This window comes from Frankia sp. CeTa3Moorea, from assembly GCF_978021225.1.
The window spans coordinates 23,561-49,782 of the sequence record NZ_CDXDOR010000012.1 but is presented as its reverse complement, the minus strand read 5'-3'; the positions used below and the strand labels follow the sequence as shown (position 1 = coordinate 49,782).

At 71.3% G+C, this 26,222-nt stretch carries 27 protein-coding genes; 8 read left to right on the top strand and 19 right to left on the bottom strand.

Annotated elements, in window-relative coordinates:
* The 3 genes from AC08OV_RS04245 to AC08OV_RS04235 all read left to right on the top strand — a co-directional run.
* The coding region (locus AC08OV_RS04245) for an alpha/beta hydrolase (protein ID WP_476619324.1) at window positions 1-358 on the top strand (358 nt) is incomplete at its 5' end.
* Window positions 351-1,190, top strand: coding sequence for a hypothetical protein (locus tag AC08OV_RS04240; protein WP_476615255.1), 840 nt, complete (start codon window positions 351-353; stop codon window positions 1,188-1,190). The genes AC08OV_RS04245 and AC08OV_RS04240, both read left to right, overlap by 8 nt.
* A 50-nt stretch (window positions 1,191-1,240) precedes the next feature.
* A complete protein-coding gene (locus AC08OV_RS04235; protein ID WP_476619323.1) occupies window positions 1,241-2,518 on the top strand; it encodes an ornithine cyclodeaminase family domain in 1,278 nt (425 codons plus the stop codon).
* 68 nt (window positions 2,519-2,586) lie between these two features.
* Here AC08OV_RS04235 and AC08OV_RS04230 read toward each other — a convergent pair whose 3' ends face one another.
* The 5 genes from AC08OV_RS04230 to AC08OV_RS04210 form a co-directional block, all read right to left on the bottom strand.
* Window positions 2,587-3,645, bottom strand: coding sequence for an ROK family glucokinase (locus tag AC08OV_RS04230; RefSeq protein WP_476615252.1), 1,059 nt, complete (start codon window positions 3,643-3,645; stop codon window positions 2,587-2,589).
* On the bottom strand, window positions 3,642-4,208 hold the full coding sequence (locus AC08OV_RS04225; protein ID WP_476619322.1) for a hypothetical protein: 567 nt from the start codon (window positions 4,206-4,208) through the stop codon (window positions 3,642-3,644). The genes AC08OV_RS04230 and AC08OV_RS04225 overlap by 4 nt, the downstream gene beginning before the upstream one ends.
* On the bottom strand, window positions 4,205-5,419 hold the full coding sequence (locus AC08OV_RS04220; RefSeq protein ID WP_476619321.1) for an ArsA family ATPase: 1,215 nt from the start codon (window positions 5,417-5,419) through the stop codon (window positions 4,205-4,207). Before AC08OV_RS04220 ends, AC08OV_RS04225 begins: the two co-directional genes overlap by 4 nt.
* 6 nt (window positions 5,420-5,425) lie before the next feature.
* On the bottom strand, window positions 5,426-5,860 hold the full coding sequence (locus AC08OV_RS04215) for an SRPBCC family protein (RefSeq protein WP_476592921.1): 435 nt from the start codon (window positions 5,858-5,860) through the stop codon (window positions 5,426-5,428).
* Between the two features lie 152 nt (window positions 5,861-6,012).
* A complete protein-coding gene (locus tag AC08OV_RS04210; protein ID WP_476615374.1) occupies window positions 6,013-6,780 on the bottom strand; it encodes a metallophosphoesterase family protein in 768 nt (255 codons plus the stop codon).
* 317 nt (window positions 6,781-7,097) lie between these two features.
* On the opposite strand from AC08OV_RS04210, the gene AC08OV_RS04205 reads away from it, so the two are divergent.
* Entirely contained in the window at window positions 7,098-8,897 is a 1,800-nt protein-coding gene (locus AC08OV_RS04205) for an AMP-dependent synthetase/ligase (protein ID WP_476615375.1), read from the top strand.
* Here the strand turns inward: AC08OV_RS04205 and AC08OV_RS04200 are convergent.
* The 3 genes from AC08OV_RS04200 to AC08OV_RS04190 form a co-directional block, all read right to left on the bottom strand.
* Window positions 8,857-10,026 (bottom strand): glycosyltransferase family 4 protein, encoded by a 1,170-nt coding sequence (locus AC08OV_RS04200; protein WP_476615376.1) that lies wholly within the window; start codon window positions 10,024-10,026, stop codon window positions 8,857-8,859. The two genes, AC08OV_RS04205 and AC08OV_RS04200, sit on opposite strands and share 41 nt — an antisense overlap.
* 78 nt (window positions 10,027-10,104) lie before the next feature.
* Window positions 10,105-10,338 carry a hypothetical protein gene (locus AC08OV_RS04195; protein ID WP_476615377.1) on the bottom strand — a complete coding sequence of 78 codons (234 nt, stop codon included), beginning with the start codon at window positions 10,336-10,338 and terminating at the stop codon, window positions 10,105-10,107.
* A 166-nt stretch (window positions 10,339-10,504) separates the two neighbouring features.
* A complete protein-coding gene (locus tag AC08OV_RS04190) occupies window positions 10,505-11,815 on the bottom strand; it encodes an NYN domain-containing protein (RefSeq protein ID WP_476619320.1) in 1,311 nt (436 codons plus the stop codon).
* Between the two features lie 326 nt (window positions 11,816-12,141).
* Here AC08OV_RS04190 and AC08OV_RS04185 point away from each other — a divergent pair, with 326 nt between their 5' ends.
* Window positions 12,142-13,323, top strand: a complete 1,182-nt coding sequence (locus AC08OV_RS04185; protein WP_476615890.1) for a DUF4352 domain-containing protein — start codon at window positions 12,142-12,144, stop codon at window positions 13,321-13,323.
* A gap of 61 nt (window positions 13,324-13,384) precedes the next feature.
* On the opposite strand, the gene AC08OV_RS04180 is transcribed toward AC08OV_RS04185, so the two are convergent.
* The gene (locus tag AC08OV_RS04180; protein WP_462202462.1) at window positions 13,385-13,780 is read right to left on the bottom strand and encodes an HIT family protein; all 396 of its coding nucleotides are present in this window, start codon (window positions 13,778-13,780) and stop codon (window positions 13,385-13,387) included.
* Window positions 13,781-13,977: 197 nt separating this feature from the next.
* Window positions 13,978-14,388: a VOC family protein gene (locus tag AC08OV_RS04175; protein WP_476615891.1), complete on the bottom strand. Its 411-nt coding sequence runs from the start codon at window positions 14,386-14,388 to the stop codon at window positions 13,978-13,980.
* Between the two features lie 308 nt (window positions 14,389-14,696).
* Here AC08OV_RS04175 and AC08OV_RS04170 point away from each other — a divergent pair, with 308 nt between their 5' ends.
* Complete coding sequence (locus AC08OV_RS04170) at window positions 14,697-16,451, top strand: DEDD exonuclease domain-containing protein (RefSeq protein WP_476619319.1); 1,755 nt, start codon at window positions 14,697-14,699, stop codon at window positions 16,449-16,451.
* A gap of 79 nt (window positions 16,452-16,530) precedes the next feature.
* Here the strand turns inward: AC08OV_RS04170 and qcrB are convergent, their stop codons facing one another.
* The 8 genes from qcrB to AC08OV_RS04130 all read right to left on the bottom strand — a co-directional run bounded on the left by qcrB (window position 16,531) and on the right by AC08OV_RS04130 (window position 23,726).
* Window positions 16,531-18,114: a cytochrome bc1 complex cytochrome b subunit gene (qcrB, locus tag AC08OV_RS04165; RefSeq protein ID WP_476614882.1), complete on the bottom strand. Its 1,584-nt coding sequence runs from the start codon at window positions 18,112-18,114 to the stop codon at window positions 16,531-16,533.
* On the bottom strand, window positions 18,111-19,433 hold the full coding sequence (gene qcrA, locus AC08OV_RS04160; protein WP_476614883.1) for a cytochrome bc1 complex Rieske iron-sulfur subunit: 1,323 nt from the start codon (window positions 19,431-19,433) through the stop codon (window positions 18,111-18,113). The genes qcrB and qcrA overlap by 4 nt, the downstream gene beginning before the upstream one ends.
* Window positions 19,430-20,362: a cytochrome bc1 complex diheme cytochrome c subunit gene (gene qcrC / locus AC08OV_RS04155; protein ID WP_476614884.1), complete on the bottom strand. Its 933-nt coding sequence runs from the start codon at window positions 20,360-20,362 to the stop codon at window positions 19,430-19,432. The genes qcrA and qcrC overlap by 4 nt, the downstream gene beginning before the upstream one ends.
* 5 nt (window positions 20,363-20,367) lie before the next feature.
* On the bottom strand, window positions 20,368-21,006 hold the full coding sequence (gene ctaE / locus AC08OV_RS04150; protein ID WP_462186428.1) for an aa3-type cytochrome oxidase subunit III: 639 nt from the start codon (window positions 21,004-21,006) through the stop codon (window positions 20,368-20,370).
* A 322-nt stretch (window positions 21,007-21,328) separates the two neighbouring features.
* Window positions 21,329-21,784 carry an SseB family protein gene (locus AC08OV_RS04145; RefSeq protein ID WP_476600648.1) on the bottom strand — a complete coding sequence of 152 codons (456 nt, stop codon included), beginning with the start codon at window positions 21,782-21,784 and terminating at the stop codon, window positions 21,329-21,331.
* Window positions 21,785-22,005: 221 nt separating this feature from the next.
* Window positions 22,006-22,602 carry a DUF3501 family protein gene (locus AC08OV_RS04140; protein WP_476614885.1) on the bottom strand — a complete coding sequence of 199 codons (597 nt, stop codon included), beginning with the start codon at window positions 22,600-22,602 and terminating at the stop codon, window positions 22,006-22,008.
* Window positions 22,603-22,820: 218 nt separating this feature from the next.
* A complete protein-coding gene (locus tag AC08OV_RS04135) occupies window positions 22,821-23,261 on the bottom strand; it encodes a rubrerythrin family protein (RefSeq protein ID WP_462186431.1) in 441 nt (146 codons plus the stop codon).
* A gap of 27 nt (window positions 23,262-23,288) precedes the next feature.
* Window positions 23,289-23,726, bottom strand: coding sequence for a Fur family transcriptional regulator (locus AC08OV_RS04130; protein WP_476593555.1), 438 nt, complete (start codon window positions 23,724-23,726; stop codon window positions 23,289-23,291).
* A 394-nt stretch (window positions 23,727-24,120) separates the two neighbouring features.
* Here AC08OV_RS04130 and AC08OV_RS04125 point away from each other — a divergent pair, with 394 nt between their 5' ends.
* Complete coding sequence (locus AC08OV_RS04125) at window positions 24,121-24,549, top strand: response regulator transcription factor (RefSeq protein WP_476616246.1); 429 nt, start codon at window positions 24,121-24,123, stop codon at window positions 24,547-24,549.
* Between the two features lie 19 nt (window positions 24,550-24,568).
* Complete coding sequence (gene trpD / locus AC08OV_RS04120) at window positions 24,569-25,720, top strand: anthranilate phosphoribosyltransferase (RefSeq protein ID WP_476616245.1); 1,152 nt, start codon at window positions 24,569-24,571, stop codon at window positions 25,718-25,720.
* Window positions 25,721-25,759: 39 nt separating this feature from the next.
* On the opposite strand, the gene ctaF is transcribed toward trpD, so the two are convergent.
* A complete protein-coding gene (gene ctaF, locus AC08OV_RS04115) occupies window positions 25,760-26,161 on the bottom strand; it encodes an aa3-type cytochrome oxidase subunit IV (RefSeq protein WP_462186434.1) in 402 nt (133 codons plus the stop codon).
* Window positions 26,162-26,222: the final 61 nt, after the last annotated feature.

Sequence of the window (26,222 nt, the reverse complement as noted above, 5' to 3'; positions counted from 1 at the left end):
TGGCGTGGCCGGCGACGTGAAGGCCGAGGGCGTGCCCGAGGTCGGTTACGACCGGGTACCCCTGCGCCCGTTCGCGTCGCTGCGCCAACTGTGGGCGGTGACCCGGCCGGAGCTCGGTCGGATCGTCTGTCCGGTCCTCACCTACCGCAGCATCGTCGACCACGTGGTGGAAGCCAGCTCCGGCGCGATTCTGCTGGCCGGGCTGCGTGCCCCGGCCGAGGAACGGCTGCTGGAGAACAGTTACCACGTCGCGACGCTCGACAACGACCGAGAAACGATCTTCGACGGAAGTCTGGAATTCGTCCGGCGGCACGCGCCACGCGCGCTCGTGCCCGACGTGCCCTGCGGCGATGGCTGAGCGGTCACCGGGTTCAGGACCCGGCGAGCACCGGCCCTCGCCGGCGGACGGCGCCGTGCCCGAGGGGGCTCCCCTCGGCGGGCCGGGCAGCGCCCCCGCCGGCGGCGGTGACACCTCCGCGAACCGCGAGGAGCCGGCCGACGGTGGTGGCGACGACGGCGACGGTGGCCTCAACGACAGCGGCCTCGACGGCGGCGGCGACGGATCCGCGACAACCGCGGGGGGCGACGCACCGCGGCCCTCCCCGCGCTCCCAGAAAGCCGACGACGCCGCGTTCTTCGAACTCATCGCGCGCTTCGACGACGAGCCCGAATCCCATCGGTGGCCGGCGGCGGAGAATCTGGACGACACCCGCCGCCCCACTGTGATCATCCTACGCCCGCCGTTCGAGCCGGGTGGTCCGCCCGTATCGGAGGACCGGACCGACCCCCGGCCCGACCAGCTGCCGTTCCCGTCCGCGGGCGGTGACAGCGGCCGACGGGGACGCGGCGGCACCGAGGACTTCGTCGTCGACCTCGGCGATCTGTCGGGTTCCGGCCAGGTCCCGGAGGGTCTGGACGACCCGGATCTGGACCCGGACCACGAGCACTACGAGCCGCCACCCCCGCCACCGCTGCCACGGATCAGGCCCGTGACGCGCTGGGCACTCGGTTCGATCGCCCTCGGTGTGATGTTCCTCGTCGTTCCGAACCTGATCGACTTCAACCAGTCCCGGACCCAGAACGTCGCCGGGGTTCTGCTGATCCTCGGCGGGGTCGGCACGCTGGTCGCGCGGATGGGAGACCGTCCGCCCACGGATTTCGACGGCCCCGACGACGGCGCGGTGGTCTGAGCGCGGCGTGGCAGCCGTCGTACCGGCACCGAAAAGGAAGGGCGTGGGGCGTGCAGTACCACGAAAAGGTCGAGGTCCACGGGCATCTCATGGACACGGGCGTGCTGGCTCGGGTTCTCGACGACGTGCTGGACTATGGCGGTGACTATCGGGTTGATCGTATCGACCTGGGGCACAGCCACGATGACGAGTCCCACGCGGTCATCACGGTGGGGGCCGATTCACCGAGTCAGCTCATGCGCATTCTGATGCGGATCCAGGTCCACGGCGTGAACAAGATCGAGTCTGGCACGGCCCGGTGCGAGCCGGCCGACCGCGACGGCGTCTTCCCCCCGGACTTCTACTCCACCACCAATCTGGAGACCGTCGTCCACCTCGACGGCCAGTGGGTGCCGGTGGAGCATCCCGAGATGGACTGCGGCCTGGTCGTCTCGCACGGCCGGGTGCAAACGGTACCGGTCACCGACGTGCGCGCGGGAGACATGATCGTGTGCGGCGTGGACGGGGTGAAGGTCGTCCTGCCGGTCACCGCCCACTCCAGCCGGGTCTACGAGGAGTACGAGTCCCTGGCCGCCCCGCTGCCGAGCTCCACCCAGCCGCAGGCGGTCCTGGCCCGGGCGATCGCCCGCCAGATTCGCGAGGTCAAGGCCGAGGGGTCGCAGGTGCTCTGGGTGGCGGGTCAGACTGTGGTGAGCACCGGGGCCGGGCCAGCGTTGATCGCCCTCGTCGGGGCCGGCTATGTCGACGTGCTGTTCGCCGGCAACGCACTGGCGACACTCGACGTGGAGGCTGCCCTCTACGGATCGCCGCTGGGGCTCGGGCCGCTGCGCAGCGGCCGGGTGCAGCGCGGCAGCGAGCAGCACATCCGCGCGGTCAACACGATCCGCCGGGAGGGATCCATCCGGGCCGCCGTGGAGTCCGGCGTGCTCACCCAGGGGATCATGCACGCGATGGTCAAGGCCAACAAGACCTTCGTGCTCGTCGGATCGGTCCGCGACGAAGGCCCGCTGCCCGACGTCCACACCGACGTCCTGGCAGGCCAGCGGGCGATGCGCGCCGCGCTGCGGGGAGTGGCGTTCGCCCTCATGATCGCCAGCGCCCAGTACTCCGTGGCCACCGGCAACATCCTGCCGGCCTCGGTCCCGGTGGCCTGCGTGGACGTCAACCCCTCGACGGTGCACGCCCTCACCGAACGCACCAGCGCGCACGCGGTCGGCGTCGTCGCCGACACCGGGCTGTTCCTCGAGGAGCTCGCCGCCGAACTGGTGCCCGACTACCGGTCCTCCCCACCTAGCGGCTTCGCCGCGACGCGGGGACCCCTGTCATAGGGCGCCGTACGGGGTCTCCGTCGAATCGCCTTCGGCGACCCTCCTGGGATACTCGTGGGGATTTCGGGTCAGAACCGGGCGAGGTCGGCCGCGCCCACGAGGCCCGCTTGGGATCCGAGCTCGGCGATGACGATGTCCGGCTCGGAACGGTAATCCCGCCCGGGCATGGCGGCCAGGAGGCTCTGCCGGGCCGGGCCGAGCAGCAGCTCGCCGGCGTCGGAGACGCCGCCGCCGATGACGAAGCGGTTCGGGTCGAGCGCGGCGACCAGCGTCGCCATACCCTCGCCTAGCCAGTGGCCGATCTCGGTGAAGCACCTGATCGCCGCCGGGTCCCCTTTGCGTGCCGCCTCGGTGACGTCCGGGCCGGTCAGCGCGTCGACGCCACCGCCACAATGCTCCAGCATGGGCACGGCCGCACTCGGATCCACGGTGGCGATGTTCTTCGCCAGCCGGACCAGCGCTCGCCCGCTCGCATACTGTTCCCAGCACCCTCTGTTACCACATCCGCACGGGTACCCGTCGGGTACCACCCGCATGTGGCCCATCTCGGCGCCGATACCGGACGCGCCCCGGTAGAGCTCACCGCCCAGGACGATGCCGCTGCCGATGCCGGTTCCCACCGTCAGGCAGACGAGGTCACGCCGGCCACGGCCGGCCCCGAAACGGTACTCCGCCCAGGCCATCGCGTTGGCGTCGTTCTCCACGACGACGGGCAGGCCGATGCGCGCCCCGACCTCGTCGCGCAGGGGTTCGTCGCGCCAGGCGAGGTTCGGTGCAAACAGGACGCGGGACCGGTCCGAGTCGACCCACCCGGCCGCGCCGATGCCGACCGCACGCACGGCGTGGTCGGCACTGAGCTCCGCGACGACGCTGGCGATGGTGTCCGCGACCTCGGCGGCCGAATGGCCCGGGGTAGGCCGGCGCAGGGAGGTGATGATCGTCCCCGCGCCGTCCACGACGCCGGCGGCGACCTTCGTCCCGCCAACGTCGACGCCGATCGTCAGGCCCTCCATCCGGTTCTCCACCGGCAACGGGCCGGGGGCCGCACCGGCACGCTCGGTGCGCGGAACCGTCAAGCTGCCCGGAATATCCAGATTCTTCGAACTATCGGGAGTAGCGATGCTCACGTGATATCGATCCTCTGCACGCGGGGTCTAAGCGCGGTGGCGGGTTGAGTGCCGGTGGTGTCCCCCGGCCATGGATGATCCCCAGATGCGGGGGGCGCCGTCTCGCGCCGTCGCGGCGTGGCGGGCCCCGGAGCGTCCTCCCCACGGGCACCGAGGGCGGCGCGGAACGCCGCGGTCAGGGATCCGGCAGCCGCGAGGAGATGGCCAACCACCTCGGGGCGGTCGCCGGCGAGGCTCGCCAGGAGCCGGCACAGCGGGCACACGGCGCAGGGCCAGGTGTGATCCGCGGGTCCCGGCGCCGGATCCGCGTGGGGATCGGGTATCGACGCCGCATCGTCGGCGGCGGGTCCCGCCGCCGACGATGCGGCGGGACCGGGATGGCCGGGGGGCAGGTGCGAGGCGGCCCAGTCCCGCAGGGCGTCAGCGAGCAGGGCGGCTTCGACCGCGAGCGACCCGCGGCCGGGCGACGCGGACGGGCCGGTGGGAGGCGGGCCGGTGGGAGGCGTGGTGAAGTCGGGCCCGGCGCCGCCGGGCCGGCCCGAGGTGGACCGCTGCGTGGTCATACCCGCACCCACTGCTGCGGGTCCGGGACGAACGAGACGACCAGCCGATCGTCACGCAGCCGGGCGGTGCTCACGTCGCAGCGACGCAGCACCGCAGGCAGCGGAACGGCCCGCCGGTACGACCCCACGGTCACCACCAGGTCATCACCCAGCCGGGCCAGATCGATCTGGGAACCGTCAACGAACGGCAGCCCGAAGGACAGCGCGAACCCGTCCTCGGTGCGCTCCACCCGCGGCTGGCCGCTCGGGCCGATGAGCGGCTCCCCGAGAACACTCCCCGGATCGAGCTCACCGTAGGTCGCCGCGCCGAAGGCGGCCAACTCCTCCAGGCCGATCGGTTCGCCCGCCCGGTAGCCGACCGGGAGGACGGGGGTGGGCATGAAGGCCGCGGTGATGTCGGCGAGCTGCTCGCGGTGAACGGCGGCCCACCCCGCCCGCCAGGCGTCCGCGTTCGCCGACGGGAAGATCCGGTTGACGACGACGCCGTCCAGGGTGAACCCATGCAGCGACAGCGCCGTAAAGCTGCCGCGGGCCGCGGCGAGCGCCGAGCTCTCGGGGGTCAGCACCAGCCGGACGCTGGTGGTGGCGTGGTCGGTGAGGATCGCGCGCAGGTCGACCGCCGCCCGGTGCAGGCGGTTGACGGTGTCGTAGGCGGGGGCCGCCAGCGTGCTCCACCGGCCGCCGAGCGCCGCCGCCCAGCCGAAACCGGGTCGCAGCCAGCGCGCGAAGGCACCGTCGGGCGGCAGCAGCCGGCGGCAGTACCACGACAGCGTCTCGGGAAAGGCCAGCAGCCGCACCAGCGCCGCCGCCGAACCTCCGTCGACCACCACCAGGTCGTAGTTCTCACTGGTGAGGCCGTCACGCAGTTCGAGTAGCGTCAGGGTCTCGACGGCCCCCGGCAGGAAGGCCAACTCCTCCAGGTCGAACGGATCGACGTTGATGGCCGGCCAGGTGCCCGCCAGCACCTCGCGTACGGCCGGCCACCGGGTCTCGACCGCGCGGCGCAGGTCGACCTGCTGGCCGTGCAACCCCGGTTCAAGCTCGGTCGGCTCGGCGCCGATCGGGTGGTCGAGCGCGCCGGCGAGCCCCGCGGCCGGGTCGACCGACAGCACGAGGGTCCGATGACCCCGTTGAGCGGCGAGGATCGCGGTCGCCGCCGCCACCGTGGTGGTACCGCCGCCGCCCTTCCCCGTGAAGAGCACACACCGCACGTGCGCTCAGCTCTCGACGTACTTCTTGAGGTCCTTGAGAGCGGCATCCACGATGCCGCTCTGCACCTTCCGCCGGAGCAGACCAGGAATCTTGATCTTTGTCTCAGCGGTGAGGTCGTAGGTCACCTCGGTGCTACCGTCACCCAGGTCGCGCAGGGTGTAGCTGCCGTCCTGCGACGACATCGCCTGGCCCTCGACCATGCTCCAGACGACCTGATCGTCGCCCTTCCAGGTGTACTCGTTGACAAACTCGTCCTTGATGACGACGGCGTTGATCCGGAACCGGGCGCGCCGGGGACGGCCGTCCGGGCCCATGTCGAGGATCTCGGCCTCCTCGATCTGGCCGATCCAGGTCGGATACGCGGAGATGTCGACGATCGCCCCCATCACCGCGGCGGGCCGGGCGTTGATGACGATCGTCGATCGGGCGTGGTCCGCCATGGCAGACAGCACCTCCACATTCTTCGAGCGCGGCTGAAGAGCACGGCGTCGCCGGCCCACCGGCAACCCGGATCTCTCCGGGGCCCGGGAACAATCCCCGACCGATCGCCTGAGGCTACCGGAACACCGAGCGCGCCCGGCCGAGCGGCCGGCTACCACTCGAGAACGAAGGGCGTCCCCCGAGCATGGAAATGTCCGACGTTCACGCAGCGTGTGCCGTCGATCTCCAGGCTGGCCGTCAACGGCTGGTGCACATGCCCGAAGAGCACGTAGCGCGGCCGGGTCGCGTGAATGGCCTCGAGGATCGCCACACTGCCGCGCTCGAAGCGGCGTGCCTCGATGTCGTAGACCAGCTCGGGGATGTGCGGGGGGATGTGGCAGCACAGGACGTCGACCTCGCCCACCGCGGCGACCTTGGCGGCGAAGGCGTCGTCGTCAATCTCGTAGGGGGTGCGCATCAGGGTCTGCAGCCCCCCGCCGACGAAGCCGAACCGCAACCCGCCGATCGTGCTGGTCTGCCCGTCCAGCAGGGTGACGCCGTCGCGCAGGTACTCAGGATACAGGTGCGGCAGATCGACGTTGCCGAAGGTCAGGTAGGTCGGGGTCGGGAACGCCGCGAACAGCACCTCGTACTGACGGCGGATGGCCGCCTCCACGATCTGCGTGCGGTCCCCGCCCAGGCTCGCCCACAGCGTCCGGGACCATTCCCGGGCCTCGTCGAACCGCTGGGCGTTACGCAGCTCGATCATGCGACCCACGGCCTCGGCGCCGAACAGGTCGCCCATGATGCCCCGGCCGTGGTCGTGGTAGTCGATGAAGAGAATGAGATCACCCAGACACACGAATGCGTCGGCCCCCTCGCCCGCCGCCGCCAGCGCATCCGCCCGCCCGTGCACGTCGCTGACCACGTGGACCCGCATGGCTGGAAGCTTAGGCGCCGACAGGGGCCCGTCGCCCCTACTCGAACGGCCCATCCGGCCGATGAGGGATGCCGCGCGGATCCCGGGCATACCCGGGACATGTCCCCGGCGGTCGCGCTCACCGGCAACGATCATCGGTCGGACGCCGTCGAAGGGAACCCTTTACACCCCGCAAGGTCGCAAACCGCCCGCCCGGAGGCTAACGTCTGATGCCCTGGCCTGGTCTTCCGTTCTTCCGTTGTTCCGTGCTTCCGTTGTTCCGTGGCGTCGTCCCCCCGGCGTGCACAAGCCATCTGGTAGGACTGGTAGGAGTAGCAGTGCGCGAGTACACCTCCCCGCCCCTGATCACCATCGCCGACGATGCGACCCTGACGGACGCCGTGTTCCGCAACGCGGCGGCACATCCGGACAGTACGCTTATCCAGCACAAGATCGACGGCAAGTTCGTCGGCATGACCGTCCGCGAGTTCCGCGATCACGTCGTGGCCACCGCCCGGGGCTTCATCGCCCGCGGGGTGCGGCCCGGGGACCGCGTCGGTCTGGCGAGCCGGACCCGGTTCGAGTGGACGATTGTCGACTACGCGACGTGGCTGGCCGGCGCCGTCTGCGTGCCGATCTACGAGACCTCCAGCCCGGGCCAGATCGAGTGGATCCTGCGGGACGCCGGCGTCGAGGTTCTCGTGGTCGAAAACGACGAGCTCGCCGAGCGGGTCGCGCAGGTACGCGACGGCGTCCCCGCGCTGCGGGAGGTCCTCGTCATCGAGCACGGGGCGCTGGCCGGTCTCGCCGTGGACGGCGCCGGCATCGCGCCGGAGCAGCTGACGGCGGCCCGGGCGTCCGTCAACGCCGACAGCCTCGCGACGATCATCTACACCTCGGGGACCACCGGCCAACCGAAGGGCTGCGAGATCACCCATCGCGCCCTGCTGTTCACCGCCGAGGCGGCCATCGCCACGCTGCCCGAGCTGTTCGCGCCCGGTGCGTCCACACTGCTGTTCCTCCCGCTGGCGCACGTGTTCGCCCGCATGCTCCAGGTGGGCGTGGTCCAGGGGGCGTTCACCCTCGCCTACACCCCGGACTCGCGGACCCTGCTGCCCGATCTCGCCAAGGTGCGCCCGACCTTCCTGCTCTCCGTGCCCCGGGTGTTCGAGAAGGTGCACGCCGGGGCACGCCACAAGGCGCACGCCGAGGGCAGGGGCTGGATCTTCGACGCCGCCGAGAACACCGCGGTCGCCTACAGCCGGGCTCTCGACGGCGGCGGCCCCGGTCTGCTCCTGCGGCTGCGGCACCGGTTGTTCGCCGCGCTGGTCTACAGCAAGCTCCAGGCGGCGCTCGGCGGGCGGGCCCGCTACGCGGTCAGCGGCGGGGCGCCGCTGGGTGAACGCCTCGGCCACTTCTTCCGCGGGATCGGGTTCACGGTGCTCGAGGGCTACGGTCTGACCGAGACCAGCGCGCCGGCCGCGGCGAACCGGCCGGGCAACGTCCGGATGGGCACCGTCGGCCAGCCCTTTCCCGGCGTGACGATCGCCATCGCCGATGACGGGGAGGTCCTCATCCGCGGTCCCCTGCTGTTCCGCGGCTACCGCAACAACGAGCTCGCGACGAAGGAGGCGCTCGACGCCGAGGGCTTCCTGCACACCGGCGACCTCGGCGACCTCGACGCCGACGGCTTCCTGCGGATCACCGGCCGCAAGAAGGAGCTGCTGGTCACCGCCGGTGGGAAGAACATCGCGCCGGCGCCGCTGGAGCACATCGTCCAGTCCCATCCCCTGGTCAGCCAGGCGATGCTGATCGGGGACCGGCGGCCCTTCATCGCCGCCCTCGTCACGCTCGATCCCGAGGCGTTCGACCGGTGGCGGTCCTCGGCGGGCAAGCCGGCCGGCGCGACGGTTGCCGACCTGGTCGACGACGCCGGCCTGCGCACCGAGATCCAGCATGCGATCGACACCGCGAACGCGACGGTGTCGCACGCCGAGAGCATCAAGAAGTTCGCGATCTTGCCCCAGGACTTCACGGTGGAGACCGGCGAGCTCACCCCGAGCCTGAAGGTGCGCCGCTCGCTGGTGCTCGACCGGTTCAGCCAGGCGGTGGAGGACATCTACGCCACCCCGCGCTAACCCCGTCCGGGCCGGCAAGCAGCGTGCGCAGGTCCTGCGCGAGGACGTCCCACCGCCAGCGCAGCTCGACCCACGCCCGCCCCGCGGCACCCATCGACGCCGCCCGGTCGGGGTCGGCAAGCAGATCACCGACGGTCGTCGCGACCTGCGCCAGATCGGTACCGTCGATCACGATGCCGGTGCGCTGGTGCAGGACGGCGTCGGGGGAACCCCCACTGCGGCCGGCCACCACCGGCAGGCCGGTCGCCGACGCCTCCAGGAAGACGATGCCGAGCCCCTCGACCTCCAGACCGGCGAGGCGGGAGCGGCAGGGCATCGCGAACACGTCGCCCGCCGCGTAGTGCGCCGGCAGTTCCTCCCACGGCACCGAACCAGTCATGATCACATGCTCGGCGACGCCGTTCTCCCGGGCGAGCCGTTCGAGATCACCCCGCCGGGGACCGCCGCCGACGATCAGCAGCGCGGCATCCGGCACGCGGCGCCGTACCATGGGCAGCGCCCGGATCAGCATGTCCTGGCCCTTGCGGGCGACCAGCCGGCTCACGCACACCACCACCCGGCGGCCCGTCAGCCCATGGCGTCGGCGCATCTCCTCGCGCCCGTGACCGGGACGGAACAGCGAGGGGTCGACTCCGCTGGGCAGCCGGGCAAAGGTGGGATGGCCGCCGAAGGCGGGCCGGACCCGGGCCCGGGTGTAGTTGGTCAGATAGGTGATGACGTCGGCCGCGGTGCCGATGCTGCGCAACACCTGACGCGCCCCCGGCAGCGCCGCCCAGCCGACCTCGTGACCATGGGTGCTCGCGACCATCCTGCGCACGGCCGTGTCGCGGCGCAGCCGGGCTCCAAGCAGCCCGAGCGGTGCCGCGGCGCCGAACCACACCGTGTCGCATCCCTCCGCCCGGGCGATCTCTCTGGCTCGGCGCAGGACGTCCGGTGTCGGCAGCATCAGCGACGTGGTGTGCCGCACGACCGGGAAGTTCTGTTCGGCGTCGAAGGCGGCGGCGTTCTTCCAGGCCGGGGCGTAGACAACGATCTCGCCCCCGGGCAGCCGCGAGGCGAAGTTGTGCACGTAGGCCTGGATCCCGCCGGGACGAGGCGGGAAATCGTTCGTGACGGCCAGCACGCGCATCCGCCCATATTCTCCCACGGTCCCACCGCGTTTTCCCACGGCCCCACCGGCGCCCGCGCCGGCCCCCGGCCGGGCGGGCTAGCCGGCGCGGCGACGCCGCGGCGCCTGGTCCAGCCGCGGCGCCTGGTCCAGCAGGGCCGTCCGCACGTCGGCGAGCGGGGGCAGCAGACCGGCGTCGGCGAGCAACCGCAATGCCTCGAGCTCCTCGGCGTCCCAGCCGACGGGCGGGCCCGGCGCCGGGAGCAGGACGGTCATCATGCAGCCGGCGCACCTGACACCACGGGCGGTGCAGGAGTCACAGTCGATCAGCATCGTGCGCACCTTCCGGATCCGAACCGGTGGAGGTCGGCGACGACAGAAAATCCGAGCACCGATCTCCCGACTTCACCGACGGTAGGTCCAGGGTCCGACAATTCTCGGCGGACAAGTCCCGCCCGACGAAAGTCCCGCCCGACGAAAGTCCCGCCCGGCGGATCCCCTACCGGTCGAGGCGGGCCAGCAGAGCGGCCGAGGGTACCGCCCGGGCTCCGGCGGCGGCGCAGTTCTCCGCGACCTCCCGGTCGGAGGTGATGACGAAGACCGGGCGGCCTTCCGGTTCCATCCGCACCAGCCGGACGATCTCCTCGTCGGCGAGCTGCCCGGGCCGGCTGAACAGCACGCGCACCCCCCGAGGCATGGCGACACCCACCGGCCGGGCCACGACGGCGGTGGCATCGAAGACGACCGTGACCTCGCTGTCGGGATTGCGGCCCGCGAGCGCACCGAGTCCGGACAGCAGCCGCTCACGCTGGGCCTGCAGGGTGAGGCGGCCGTAGCCCCGCTTGGTCACGTTGTACCCGTCGATGATCAGATGGACCCCGGGGACGGCCAACACCTCGTCGATCAGGGAGGGGTCGTCGTCCGGCCGCCCGCGGGCCCCGGCGAACGCCTGCGGGCCGTTACTCGGGCCGGCTCCGCCGCGAGCGATGAGATCCGCGGGCCTCGCGACCATCGTCGGGAGGTCGAGTTCGCGTCGCAGGCCGTGCGCCGAGACGATCAGGGTGTCAAGGAGAACGCGCAACCGGGCGTCATCGACGCTGCGGGACTCGCGGCTGTCCCGGCGGGTGGAGGCGAGCGCGCTCTCCAGCTCCGCCACCCGGCCGCGCAGCCGCCGGGTCTCCGCCTCGGCATCCCGGCTGGCGGCCAAGGCTGCGTCCCGGGCCGCCTCGGCCGCGGTCAGGGCCTCTCGCGTGGCGTCCTCGGCCCGCCGGATCCCGGCGGTGGACGAGCGCAGCCGCCGGCGAGCCTCGTCCGCCTCCGCCCGGGCCGCCTGCAGCTGCTCGCGCAGTTCCTCCTGCTCGGCCGCGGCGATGCGCTTGCTCGTCTCGAGCTGTTCGGTGAGCCGCAGTATCGTCCGCTCGGCCTCGTCGACCTGGCTGCGGACCGCCGCCTCCGCCGTGGACGCCGCAGCGACCTGGACCAGTTCCTGCCAGCCGGAGACCCGCAGCAGGTACGCGACCGCGGCGATCTTCTCGGGAGGCGCCGCGGGCGGCGGTCCGTCCGGCGAGCTGACGGCTTCGACAAGCTCGGGATGATGACGGCGGATCCACTCGGCGACCTGGCCGCGGAACACGTCACCGTCCACCGCCGCGGCCAGCGGGACAGCTCCCTGGCGGACGCGGCGGGAGGGCTTGAAGCGGCGCACCGCGACCAGCGACGGCGGGACCTCCGGCTCGGGAAGATCCGCCAGCGTCTGCTCGGCGAACTCGACGACATGCGCCCGCACCGGCGCCGGAAGCGGCTCACTCATGCGGCGAATCCGAGGGTGGCGACGAAATGTTCATCAACACGCGCACGACGGACAAACCGGGCGGGCCGTATCTCCAACGGCTCGTCCAACCGGCCAGACAGCAAGGCACGCGGGACTCCGGAGCCGACGGGGAGAACGATGACAGTACAGCTTATCGGGAGAGCTCAGGGCACTCACCACCGCTACCGGCCGGATCGGTACGTCGGCGGCCTACGGCGGGGCGGGCATTGCCTCAGGTGAAAGTCGGCTTATGTAGCCTCGCGAGGCGCGCCCCTTATGCTCGTTTTCTTCCGAACGCGGCCCTGGCTGCGCCTGAGAGGATCATCGTGACCGACCAGAACCCGCCTCACCAGCCCCCCAGCGGTGACGGGAGCCAGGAGGCGTGGAGGCAGCCGAATGACCCCTGGCACCAGCCCGCGGACGCTGGCAGCACCCCCGCCTCCGGTTCGCCCTCTACTCCCCCGCCGGCTCCGGTCCCACCGTGGGGAGCGCCCCAGCCCGGCCAGCCGAACCAGCCCGACTCGGAGGAGACACGCCTCGCCTGGCCGGGCACCGTCCCGCAACCGGGCGGGCAGCAGTGGGGCGGGCAGCCCAGCGGCCCACAGCACCCCGGCGGCCCACAGCACCCCGGCGCTGCGCCAGGGTGGGGACAGCCCGGCGTCGGGCAGGGCTGGGGACAACCGGGCGGCTGGCAGCAGCCGGACCATCCCCCGGCCGCGGCTGCCGGGCCCTACCAGGGTGGGAGTGCCCCATACCCGGGGACGGTCGGCTACCAGGGCGGTCCCGACGCCTACCAGAACCCCCCGGGGGGCTACCCGCCGCCCGGCGGGTGGCAGCAGGGCGTCCCGCCGCCTCCGCCCCGGCAGCGGACCAGTCCGCTGTTCATCATCGTGCCCCTCGCCGTGGTCGCCGCCATCGTGCTCGGTGTCGTGATCGCCCTCGCGGTGGGCGGCGGTGACGACACCGAGATCGCCTCCCCACCGGCCCCGACGGTGACCGTGCCCGACCTCCCGAATACCACTGCGACCGCGACCGCCCCGACCGCGACCCCGCCGAACGGAGTGCCGAGCTGCGTTCCGGTGACGCCACAGCACGCGCCGGCGGCCGGCACCGCGACGATCGGCGGCTCCGGCACCGCCGTCGGCCGGGCCACCTCCTCGGTCAGCGACTTCGAAGCCAGGGTCACCCTCAACAGCGTCTGCTCCACCACCGGCAAGGTGACCCAGTACGGCGACGCGCCCGCCCAGGGGGCCTACTACGTCATTAACGTGACGGTCGAGGTGAGCCGCGGGTCGACGTCCGCTTCACCGTCCGATTTCTACATCCAGACCTCCGACGGCACCCGGTACGACGGCAGCTACGAGAACGTCGCGCCGCGGCTGTCGGTGTCGACTCTCAAGGCCGGGCAGCGGGTCCGGGGCAACATCGTCATCGATGCGCCACCCGGGCACGCCATCCTGAACTGGGAACCGCTGTTCGCCGTCGATCCACCGAAGTTCCAGCTCTGACCGCCGCGTAACCCTACGATCCGCCAGAACAGCCAGATCCGCGCCGGCCGGTACCCGGCTCTCAGCCGAGGGCGGCGCGGATCCGCTCGGCCACGGCATCGAGCTCGGCCGAGTCGGGGTTGTGGTCGGCGAGCCTGAAGTCGATCTGCGTCTCGTCCTCGATCGGCAGGAGATGCACGTGGACGTGCGGGACCTCGAGCCCGGCGACGAGCGCGGCCACCCGCCGAGGTCGGAAGGCCGCGTCGATGGCGCGGCCCACCGTCGCCGCGGCGCTCCACAACGCGACCTGGAGATCATCGGGTAGATCGATCCAATGGTCAATCTCGGTGCGGGGAACGACCAGGGTGTGTCCCGGCCGGATCGGCGCGATCGTCAGGAACGCCACCACGTGCTCGTCGGAGTAGACGATGCGACCGGGAAGCTCGCCGTTGATGATCCGGGTGAAGACGCTCGACATGGCTGCGACCCTATCGACCGGGTCGTCCGGCGCGTGACGACAGCACCCGATGGCCGATGGCCGTTCACCCGGCCGTCGAGCCGTCACGTTTTCCGCTGGACGCGACGGTGGTGTGGAGCACGCTTCTCCGAAACCGTGCTCCACCCTCGCCGACCCGCCGGGAACCCAACCCCGTGGGAGCCCGGCCCGCCGGGGTGTCAGACAAAGGGGCGCGCGAATCCCGCCGGCCCGACCGTCATCACCCGGAACTCGTTACCCTCCGGATCCTTGAGAACGTATCCGCTCTCCCCGTCGTCGTCGTACCGGGACACCCGGCGGGCACCGAGGGTCGACAACCAGCCGATCACACGCTCCGCGTCGACAGCGTAGAGATCCAGATGAAGCCGGTTACGGCCGGCATCGCGCTTCGCCCCGGGCCTGAGGAGGAGCTTGGGTCCCGCGCCGGCCGGGTGACGCAGGATCACCCCGTCGTCACGCCGGCTCACCTCGTATCCCAATGCGGCGGACCAGAAGCGCACCATCACGTCAACGTTCGAACAGTCGACCGCGACCCGCGCCACTCGAATGCCGTTCGTCTCGAACCATGCCACCTGGGCATGATTCCGCATTCGACGCACGCAGGCCTGCCGAGTTGGCCGCACGTTTGAGCACACGCCCCGACAGAAGCACCGGACTGCCCCGACGGGACCATAAACGGGACAACCGCGGCGAATTCTATGGCCAATACCGTCCCGTGGCGCACCCAGCACCCTACGGATCAGGTATCGTTAATCATTTTCCACCGGCCCGTGACCCGGAACCTCCGTGACCCGGAACCTCCGTGACGACGTGCGGCAAGGCGGACCTGCTTTCGCCTCCGGGCCCGGCGGATAATCCCGGGCGTGAAACTGTCGGGGGTGGGGCCTACCGTGACGCCGTGCGCCCAGATCCCGCCCCGGACCGTCCCCGGCCGCCCCGGCAGGGCAGGCTGGACGATCTCGGTCGCCGGTTGGCGGACGTGACCTTCGTCGTGCTCGACTTGGAGACGACGGGCACCTCCCCGGGAACCGACGAGATCACCGAGATCGGCGCGGTCCGGGTCCGCGGCGGCCGAATCCTCGCCGAGATGGCCACCCTGGTCCGGCCGGGCGTCGGCATCCCTCCGATGGTCTCGGTGCTCACCGGCATCACCGACGTGATGGTGGCGACGGCGCCGCCGGTCGCGCAGGTGGTGCCCACCTTCCTGGAGTTCGCCCGCGGTGCCGTTCTTGTCGCCCACAATGCCCCGTTCGACCTCGGCTTCCTGCGCGCCGCCGTCGAGCTCTGCGGCTATCCGGTGCCCGCCTGGGAGTATCTGGACACGTTGCGTATCGCCCGGCGGGTGGTCACGAGAGACGAGAGTCCCGACTGCCGGCTCACGTCGCTGGCCTCGCTGTTCCGCAGCCCGGTCGAACCCCGCCACCGGGCGCTGGCGGACGCCCGGGCCACCGTCGACGTGCTGCACGGGCTGTTCGAACGGCTCGGCAACGCGGGCGTGACCACCCTGGAGGACCTGCACGACTACAGCTCCCGGGTGTCGCCGGCCCAGCGACGCAAACGGCACCTGGCCGACGGCCTGCCGACGGGCCCGGGTGTCTACATCTTCCGGGACGCCGACGAACGGGCCCTGTATGTCGGCACCTCGCGTTCGGTGCGTTCCCGGGTCCGTACCTACTTCACCGCCAGCGAGCCCCGGACCCGGATGGCGGAGATGGTGGCGCTGGCTGAGCGGGTCGACGCGATCGGCTGCGCGCACGCCCTGGAGGCCGAGGTCCGGGAACTGCGGCTAATCGCCGAGTACAAGCCGCCGTACAACCGCCGATCCCGCTTCCCGGAGCGCTCCGTGTACCTCAAGCTCACCGACGAGCCGTTCCCGCGGCTTTCACGGGTGCGCACCGCCCGTGACGACGCGACCTATCTCGGGCCGTTCGGCAGCGTCCGCGCCGCCGACGCCGCCGCCGAGGCGCTGCTGGCCGCGGTGCCGCTGCGCCAGTGCTCCGGGCGCCTGTCCCCGCGCGTGCGTCGGCCCGCCTGTACCCTCGCCGACCTCGGCAGATGCGGAGCGCCGTGCGACGGCCGGGAGGACGTGGCGAGCTACGGCCGGCACGTCGCCGCCGCCCGGGCCGCCATCACCGGCGATCCGGGCCGAGTCATCGCCGCCTCGACGCGGCGCATCGACCGGCTGGCCGCCGAGCAGCGCTACGAGGAGGCCGCCGTCCAGCGGGACCGGATGATCGCGTTCGTCCGCGCGGCCGCACGTGCCCAACGGCTGTCGGCTCTCACCGGAGTCGCCGAGCTCGTCGCCGCGGCCCCGACCGCCGAGGCCGGCTGGGATCTGGCCATGGTGCGTCACGGCCGGCTGGTGTCGGCGGCGAGCGTGCCGCCCGGTGTCGATCCGCGGCCCTGGGTCGACGCCGTGGTCGCCAGCGCCGAGACGGTGCGGCCACGGCCCGGCCCGGCCCCGTGCGCCTCCGTCGAGGAGACCGAGCGCATCGCCCGTTGGCTCGGTGGGCCGGGGGTACGGCTCGTGCGGTTGGAGGGCGAGTGGAGCTGGCCGGCCGCGGGCGCCATCCGCGCCGCGGCCGGATTCAGTGCGGCCCCCGGCCGGCCGGTACGTGCGTATGACGGTGACGAGTGGTTCCCGTCGGCCTGACGTGACGTCAGGTCATGACGTCAGGACGCCACGTACTGACGCCAGGTACTCCGTCAGGTACTCCGTCAGGCCGGACGGGCTACTGCCGGCCGCCGCCGGGTGGCTGCTTCTCCTCGACGAAGAACCCGGTCACGGCCTTGCCGGCGCGGCGCGCAAGCCCCTTGCCGTGACCGTCGCCGTGCCCGTTGGCCGCCGGCAGCTCGAACCGGTCCGTCGGGACGAGCGGATGGTCGGGGATGGGAGTTGGCTTCGGGCGGTGGTCCTCCACGAACTCCCCGCTGGGAAGCTGGCGGATGATCCCGGTCTCGATGCCGTGATGCTCGATCTCGGCGTCCTTCTGGTTGAGCGCGATGCAGATCTTCTTCGTCACCACGTAGGCGATCGGTGGCACGACGATGAGCCCAATGCGGCCGGCCCAGGTCATCGCGTTCAGCGAGATGCTGAAGGTCTTGGCGATGATGTCGTTACCGCCGGAGATCATCAGCACCAGGTAGAAGCTGATCGCCATCGCGCCGATCGCGGTCCTGGTCGGCGCCTCCCGGGGCCGCTGCAGGAGGTTGTGCGGCTTCGTGTCCCCAGTGAACCTGGCTTCCAGCGCGGGATAGAGCGCCGCCAGCGTGAACATAATGCCCGGCAGGACGGCAGTCGGCCAGAACACCGCGGGGAGGGTGTGTCCCCAGCCGCGCCATTCCCACGGCGGCATGAGCCGGGTCGAGCCGTCGAGGAAGCCGATGTACCAGTCCGGCTGGGAGGCCGCGCTGACCTTCGCCGGGTCGTACGGGCCGAACATCCAGATCGGGTTGATCTGGGCGAGACCACCGAGCAGCGCGAGCATCGCGAAGACCAGCATGAAGAACCCGCCGGACTTCACCGCGAACACCGGGAAGACCCGGTGGCCGATGACGTTGTCCTCGGTCTTGCCCGGCCCGGGGAAGTCCGTGTGCTTCTGGTGCCACAGGATGCCCAGGTGCGCGCCGATGAGCGCGAGCAGGACGCCCGGCACCAGCAGGATGTGCGTCACATAGAGCCGGGGCAGGAAGTTGACGCCCGGGAACTCCCCGTTGAAGACGAGGAACGACGTCCACGTCCCGATAATCGGGATGGACTGGGCGATCGAGGCCGCGATCCGCAGACCGGTGCCGGAGAGCAGGTCGTCCGGGAGCGAGTAGCCGGCGAAGCCCTCGAGCATCGACAGGGCGACCAGACCGATGCCGATCAGCCAGTTGGTCTCGCGGGGCTTGCGGAACGCGCCGGTGAAGAACACCCGGAACATGTGCACGACCATCGACGCGACGAAGACCAGCGCGGCCCAGTGGTGGATCTGGCGGAACACCAGACCGGCCCGGGTGTCGAAGCTGATGTCCAGCGTCGAGGCGTAGGCCCGGCTCATCTCCACGCCCTTGAGCGGGACATAGGAACCGTTGTAGATGACCTCGGTGTTCGACGGGTCGAAGAACAGGGTCAGGTAGATGCCCGTCAGCAGCAGCACGATGAAGCTGTAGAGGGCGATCTCCCCGATCATGAACGACCAGTGGTCGGGGAAGACCTTGTTCAGGTTGCGCCGCAGAAAGGCCTGGTTGCCGAACCGTTCGTCGAGCTCACGGTTGGCCTTCCGGATCGGGCCCGGCCGCTTGACGAACTCGGGGGCGGAGGCGGTGGTCATGAGCGCTCCCAGAAGGCGGCACCGACGGGCTCGTGGTAGTCACCGTCACGGGCGTAGAGGAACCCGTCATTGTCCGCGGCGATGGCAAGCTGTGGCAGGGACCGGCTGGCCGGCCCGAAGATCGCCCGGCAGCCGTCCCGCACGTCGAAGACGGACTGGTGGCAGGGGCAGAGCAGATGATGGGTCTGCTGTTCGTACAGGCTGACCGGGCAGCCGGCGTGCGTGCAGATCTTGGAGTAGGCAACGTGGCCGTCGACGCCCCAGTCCTCCCGGCCCTTGCGGGGGCGGTCGACCCCCGGTGGCAGCCGGATGAGGATCGTCGTGCTGTCGGCCTTGGTCTGGATATCGGTCTTCGGCTGGTACGCGACGGTGCCGTCGGCCTCGGTCACCGGAACGGCCGGGAATACGGTCTCGATGCCGCCGATGGCGACGTCGCCGAGCTTGACGTAACGGCCGTCCTCCGTGACGAGGCGGGCACCCTTCACCCAGCTCGTGTGGTCGAGCTTCTTGCCCGGCTTGGCGTTCGTCAGGTTCAGCAGCGGCACCACGATCAGCCCGCCGAGCACGGTGCCAGCCCCGAGCAGGGTGCGGCGCAGCAACGGGTAGCGCGCGAGGCCGGTGTCGGCGAACCCGGCCGCGATCTCCTCCTCGGTGAGGGCGATCTCCTCCTTCGAGGAGGCGAACGCGTGGCGCTCCTGCACGGCCTGCTCGTGCGGCATCAGCCGCTTGGCCCACAGGATCAGGCCGATGCCGAGCCCACCAACGGCGAGGCCCAGCGCGGCCCCGAGGGAGGGGGTGTAGTACGCCTTGTGCTTGTCACCGGCGAAATTGGTGACGACGAACCCGACGGTGCCGATCACCGAGATCAAGAACCAGCCGGCGATCAGCCGCTCCGCCCGCCGCTCGGCCCGGCGGTCCACGTCCTGCGCGCGCGGCGGACGGACGGTCACCCCGCCGGCGGCCCGTTCCCCGTAGGTCGGCTGGATAACCCCCGCCCGCGGGCGAACGGCCGTGGTCCCGGGCTCACGGGTCGAGTCGGTCTGGTGGGGCGGCGTGCCCAGGGCCTCCGGGCCGTCCGGCGTCCCGGCCGGGACGTCCGGGCCGCCGGCGGACACCCCGGATCCCCCGGCGGGCTGGCCGGAGGTGTCCACCGGGTGCTTCGCCCTTCTGAAGATGCTGCTCATCGAGTCCTGCTCAGATTCATCGGCCGGTTCGCCCTGGTAGCCCGGGTAGTGCATACGCCGGTCCCTCGGGACGGACGGCTGGTCCGCACCGGAATCCGCCGGCCCCGGCGTTCCCGGGCCCGTCTGGTCACTCATACCTTCTGCCTCGCTCCGATCCACAGGCACACGCCCAGCAGGGCACCGACGCCCACCAGCCAGGCCAGCAGCCCCTCGGGCACCGGACCGTAGTTACCGAGGCTGTGCCCACCGGCGCTCGGCGTTTCCTTCATGTGCCTGATGTAGGCCGCGATCGCGATCGCGTCCTCCTCGTTGAGCTGGCGCGGGCCGAACACCGGCATCGACTCCGGCCCGGTCCGCATGGCCTCGACGACCTGCACCGGGGTGGACTCACTCAGCGAGGGGGCGAACTTGCCGTAGGTCAGCGGCGCACCCTGCCCGGCGGCCTGGTGGCACTGCGCGCAGTTGGCCCGGTACAACTCGCCGCCGTGCGACAGATCGGCGTCGTTGAGCGCCGCGTCCGTGACCTTCGGTATCTCCTCGCCGCCGCCAAGGCTCTGGATGTACGCGGCGAGCTGGTCGATCTGGGTCGCCGAGTAGATCGGGGGCTTGCGGTCGGCCTGCGCGGCGGGGGCGGCCAGCGGCATCCGGCCGGTCGACACCTGGAAGTCCACCGCGGCGGCGCCGACGCCGATGAGGCTGGGCCCGGTGTTCGTGCCCTGCGCTCCCAGCCCGTGGCAGGTCGAGCAGCCCTGCAGGTACAGCGCCCGGCCCTGCCGGACCGCCTCATTGGCGTCCGGGGTCTGCGCGGCGTTGCCGCCCGGCGCGAGCACCGTCCACAGCACCCCCGTGGCCAGCAGGCCGAGGACCATGACCAGCGCGGAGGACCTCCGGCGACGACGCGCGGGCGAACGGCGCCCGCCCGAGAACCGCTTCGTGGCGGCGACCGGCACCGAGGATCGCGACGCCGCAGTGCCCGACGCCAGGGTGCCCGGCGCGGGGGTGCCCGACGGTGGGATGCCCGACGGCGTGCTCGAGGATGACGAGGTGCCCGAGGATGCAGTCATGTCGCTCACTGGAGGAGGTAGATGGTCGCGAAGAGGGCGATCCAGACAACGTCGACGAAGTGCCAGTAGTACGACACGACGATCGCCGAGGTCGCCTTCTCCGGCGTGAAGCGCCCGTACATCGATCGGCCCAGCACCATCAAGAAGGCGACGAGACCGCCGATCACATGGAGCCCGTGGAAACCGGTGGTCAGGTAGTACACCGATCCGTAGGCGTGCGACGCCATCGTGAACTTGTTCTCGCTGAAGTACTCGTTCACCTGGCCGCCGACGAACACCAGACCCATGATCAGCGAGATCAGGTACCAGCGCCGTAGCCCGTACACGTCACCACGCTCGGCGGCGAACACGCCGAGCTGGCAGGTGACGCTGGACAGAACCAGGATCACGGTGAAGAACAACGCGTACCCGACGTGCAGCTCCACGGGTCCGTGTTCGGATCCGGCAGGGTCGCCGGTAGCCGGCGGCCAGTTGCCGCTGTTGACCGAACGGATCGTGAAGTACATCGCGAACAGGGACGCGAAGAACATCAGCTCCGATGACAGCCACACGACCGTGCCAACCGAGACCATCGAGGGACGGTTGGCCGTCGGGTGCGGTGGAGGAGCCTTCTCGAGGACGGGGGCTGAGGCCACGTCGGTCATTCTGGCACGGGACGGCCCACGCGCCACCGTAGGTTCGACGTTCGGTAGGACTACGACCCGTCGATGACCGCCCCGGATCATCGTGGCGGCTGCCTCGCGTGCCCGGCAAAGCCCTGCCGCAACTGGAAAAACGCAGGTCACAGCGATGTCAGTCGGCCTACGAACGATGCGGAGCGACAAGGCTGACCCGGCCGATGTTGCGTGCCTCACCCGCGACACACCGGCCCGCCAGCGCCGTTCGGCGGGCACGGTCGAGCCAACACGGACACCCCCGACCGCGACGTGGCCCCCGACCGCGACGTGACGTGACGCCGGCCGGGCCTCAGCCGGACATCGCGGCGAGCGCCCGCAGGCCGTCCGCCGGCAGGGCGATGCCGCCCTCCGAGCCGGGATCGACCGCGAGCAGGAGATCATCGGACGGCCAGATCCGGCCCAGTGCTGCCACCTGGACCGTGCGGTAACGCGCCACCTCCGGCAGCGCCTCGGCCAGGCGTTGCTCAGAGGTGAACGTCGGGACGAACTGGGTGCCGTCCTGCCGTTCGGCCACCGGCAGCTGCAGGACGCTGTCGTCCTCCTCCGACAGATCGGTGATGTCGTTACCGAGGTCGGGCAGCAGGACCTCGGCGACGGCGAGGTCGCCGAGCGCCGCTCGCTCGTCCTTACCTTCGGCGAGGCGGTGCAGCGCGGCCCGCGCGGCCGTGCCCTGCGCGGAGGGGACGCCGGCCGGGACAGCGGCGCCGGGGCGGGTGCGGTCGGGACGTAGCTGGTCATCGGTCACGGGTGGCTCCCTGACGTGGATGAACGTGCTGACGTTGACGGGTGGGCGGACGTGCCGACACGGACGCGTGCCCTAGGTGTTCCGCCTACCCATCCCACCGCGCGCGAACCGACTGCCCGCGGACGTGTCCGACCTCACCCGCGACCGGGGACCCGCGACCGCGACCGGCCGTGACCGGCTGCGACCGGCCGTGACAGGTCGGCGCCGGCCGAGTGGGCCGGTCAGGACCGCAACGCGAGATCCGCGATGAGGGCACGCCGGGTGGCTCCGGTCAACGGCGTCGCCTCGCTGTACTCCGGGTGTTCCACGACGAGCTCGACCAGCACTTCGGGGTCGCGGAAGGCATCCCGGAGCGAATCGGTCAGCGCGAAGCGCACCATGTGCACGGAGACGGTCTCAGTGGTCACATCGGGATCCTCGTCAAGGCCGGGGATCTCCTCGCCCGCCACCCGGGTCCCGCCGATCTCCAGGGCGAGACTGTGCTGCAGCCCGGCAAGCCGCCCCAACTCCTCGCGGACGGTCTCCAGAACCGAGAGCTCGATGAACACCGTCGCCGTGAGGACGTGGCTGGAGGGCAGCAGGCGGGAGTACGCATCGATCTCGTGGGCGACGTCGGCGGAGGCGGTCAGCCGCTCGGTGTAGACCATCTCCTGCACCTGGTAGCGCAGCGTCTGCTCGTTTTCGAACTCGAGGACGACGATGTCCCCGACCCGTACCCGGCGTTCGGCGCGCACCAGGATCATCTGACTGCGCAGCCGCGGCCGGCGCTCCGCGTACGCCTGGTGGTCGGTGGTGATGTCGGCGATGGTCAGCGCCATCGTGCGATCTCCTGTCCGGAAATGCTGGGATCCGTGAATGGGCGAGCGGTCCAGGAACGGCCGAGGGCCCAGGAACGGCCGAGGGCCCAGGAACGGCCGAGGGCCCAGGAACGGCCGAGGGCCCACGGCGCGGGAGCGACGATACGGGCCGGGGTGGCGACGGGGACTACTGGCATCGCCCCGCCACCCCGGCCCGGTCGATCGAGAAACCCCGACGATCAGGCGTCGGCCGTCTCCTCGGCCGACAGCGCGTCGAGGGCCTTCTTGAACCGACCGGCGTGGGTCTTCTCCGCCCGGGCGAGGGTCGAGAACCAGTCCGCGATCTCCTCGAAGCCCTCCTCGCGGGCGGTCTTGGCGAAGCCGGGGTACATGGCGGTGAACTCGTAGGTCTCGCCGGCGACGGCGCTGACCAGGTTCTTCATGGTCGTGCCAAGGGGCTCGCCCGTCGCCGGGTCGCCGACCTCCGCGAGGAAATCCAGATGCCCGAAGGCGTGCCCGGTCTCGCCCTCCGCGGTGTCGCGGAACAGCGACGATGCGTCGGTCAGCCCCTCGATGTCGGCCCGGCGGGCGAAGTAGAGGTAACGCCGGTTCGCCTGGCTCTCGCCGGCAAACGCCTCCTTGAGGTTCTCGTGGGTCTTGGTGCCGTCAAGCTTCGGCATGAAGTGCTCCTTGTGGATGGGTGTTCACTATTGACCGGTCCTGTCCGCGCCGCGGGCCGGGCCGGAGCCGTTCGCCTGACAATCCGGGCACAGCCCCCGGAACTGCAGGTCGTACCCGGTGATGGCGAATCCCGAGCGGCACGCGATCTCCGCCATCATCCCGTCGGGGACGGGGTGATCAATGTCGACCGCCCGACGGCATCCGCCACAGACCACGTGGTCGTGACGACTCGTGTTGGCGTCGTACCGGGCCGCCGGGCCGCCGCCCAGGCGCAGCTCGAGCGCTCGACCGGCGGACACCAGCAACGCCAGTGTGCGGTATACGGTCGCGCTGCCGATCCCCGGGGACACGGTCCGTACCCGTTCGTAGACCTCGGCCGCGGTCGGGTGGTCGCGGGCCGCCGCCAGCACCGCCAGCACGGCCATCCGCTGCGAAGTGAGACGAAGATCGGTCTGGTTGTTCATAGGATCACGCCCGTCGTACGGCGGTGGAACGCCCCGGGCCGCCGGCGGCGGCGATCGAGGCGTCACGCGGTCCGGCCGGCATCAGGGTCCACCGATTGAGAACGATTCTCAGTATCACTCCTGCGACGATCCGAAGGCAACCAGGGGTCTGTGATCCCGACCCCACCCGGCCCGGCGAGGACCCGGCGGGCGACGCGACACGGGTCACGTCCGACGGTCCGCGGGAGGTAGCCTGCACGGGACAACTCTCACATGGCAGCGTCCACTTCCGAGGTGCCCGGATGTCCGGGGTACCTGGGAGCCCGAGGTGCCTGGAGGGCGGTCCGCAGTTCACCGCTGGCCGGCTCACCGCCGGTCGGCGATGGTCACCTCTCGCGAAAGGCCCGCGGACGACATGATCACCATCCTCGTCTACGCCGACCGAGCGGATGTGCGCGAACACGTCCGGAACGCGATCGGCCGTCTCCCCGCCGCTGGCCTCGGTCCGATTGAGTTCGTCGAGGCCGCCGACGCCCCCGAGGCGATCGGCGTGGTCGATCATCACGAGGCGGATCTGTGCGTCTTCGACGCGGAGGCCACCCCCAGCGGCGGCATGGGGCTCTGCCGGCAGCTGAAGAACGAGGTCATCAACTGTCCGCCGACCATCCTGCTGGTCGCCCGCCCGGACGATCGCTGGCTCGCCACCTGGTCCCAGGCGGATGCGGTGGTCACCCATCCGATCGACCCGGGTCTGCTCACCGAGGCGGTCGTGACACTGCTGCGGGCGCGTGCCGGCGGCGCCGTGGCCCGTCAGCCGCTCACCGGCGCCCAGCTCGCCCACTGAGATCCAGGGCTTCCGAGATATGACCACCGTTAGCGCATCCCACTCCCACACCGGCCGCTCCCCCGCCGGGGCTCTCCCGACCGTCGAGACGAGCTGGCCGGAGCTGATCGGGGCGTTGCTGGCGGGCGAGTCCCTGGACTCCGCGCGCACCGCCTGGGCGATGCACCAGATCATGGCGGGGGCCGCCTCGCCCGCGCAGGTGGCCGGGTTCGCGGTAGCGCTGCGGTCCAAAGGGGAGACGCCGGAGGAGATCGCCGGCCTGGTAGGGGCCATGCTGGCCAGTGCCACGCCCCTGAGCCTGTCCGAGCAGGTACGGGCCCGCGCCGTGGACACCTGCGGGACCGGCGGCGACCGTTCCCACACCGTGAACCTGTCGACGATGGCCGCGCTGGTCGTCGCCGGCGCGGGTGTGCCGGTGGTCAAGCACGGCAACCGGGCCGCGTCGTCATCCTGCGGCTCGGCGGACCTGCTCGCGGAGCTCGGTGTCGTGGTCGACCTGCCGCCAGCCGGCGTCGAGGCGTGCCTGGCTACGGCCGGCATCGCCTTCTGCTTCGCCCAGGTCTTCCACCCGGCGATGCGGCACGTCGGCGGGGTCCGGCGCGAGATCGGCGTGCCCACCGCGTTCAACATCCTCGGGCCGCTGAGCAACCCGGCCCGCCCCGGCGCGCAGGCGATCGGCGTCGCCGACGCGCGGCTCGCTCCCGTCGTCGCCGGGGTGCTGGCCGACCGGGGCACCCGGGCGCTGGTGTTCCGCGGCGACGACGGGCTCGACGAGCTCACCCCGGTGACGACGTCCGCCGTGTGGGTCGTCGCGGCCGGCGCCGGACAGCCGCGCCGCGAGCGGTTCGACCCCCGCGACGTCGGCATCCACGTCGCGGACCGCGCCGCACTGCGCGGCGCGGACGCCCGTTACAACGCCGCCGTCACCCGGTCGGTGCTCGCCGGTGAGCCCGGACCCGTCCGCGACGCGGTCCTGCTCGCCGCCGCCACCGCCCTGGTCGCCGCGGCCGGCCCCTCCGACGCCCCCGTCACCGAGCAGATCGGCGCCGCCCTGCCCCGGGCGGCCGAGGCGGTGGACTCCGGCGCCGCCCGGGCCGTCCTGGAACGCTGGGTGACCGCGAGCCAGGCCGCCGCCGCAGCGGTCGACACGGCGGCGGCCACGGCTCCCTGAGCGGGCCTTGGGAAGGGGGACCCCCCGACCCGGGCGGGATCAGTCCTCGGGCACCGGCGGGTGCCAGAAGTTCTCGAAGACCAGGCAGGTCACGAACACCACGACCAGAAGCGCACCGAGAACAATCAGCCAGACGCCGAAGACGAGGCCCATGGCCGCTGTCACCGAGCTGGCCCCGATGAAGAACGGGTAGTAGCTGCCCGGGGTGAAGTGCCCGAGCTCCCCCGCCCCGTCGGCGATCTCCGCATCCGGCAGGTCCTGCGGGCGCATGCCGATCCGCCGGCCGGTGAAGACCAGATAGCCGCCGACGAGCAGGCCGAGCCCCGTGGTGAGGGTCAGCGCGGCCGTGCCGGTCGGGTCCTTCGACCAGAACCAGTACACCAGCGCGGCGGCCCCGGCGAACACCCCGAAGAAGTTGAAGATGATGCCTTCCACCTTCATGCCATGGCCGCCTTAACTGATCTCGGGAGTCGCGTGGTAGTCGACCCGGCCAATCGTGGCC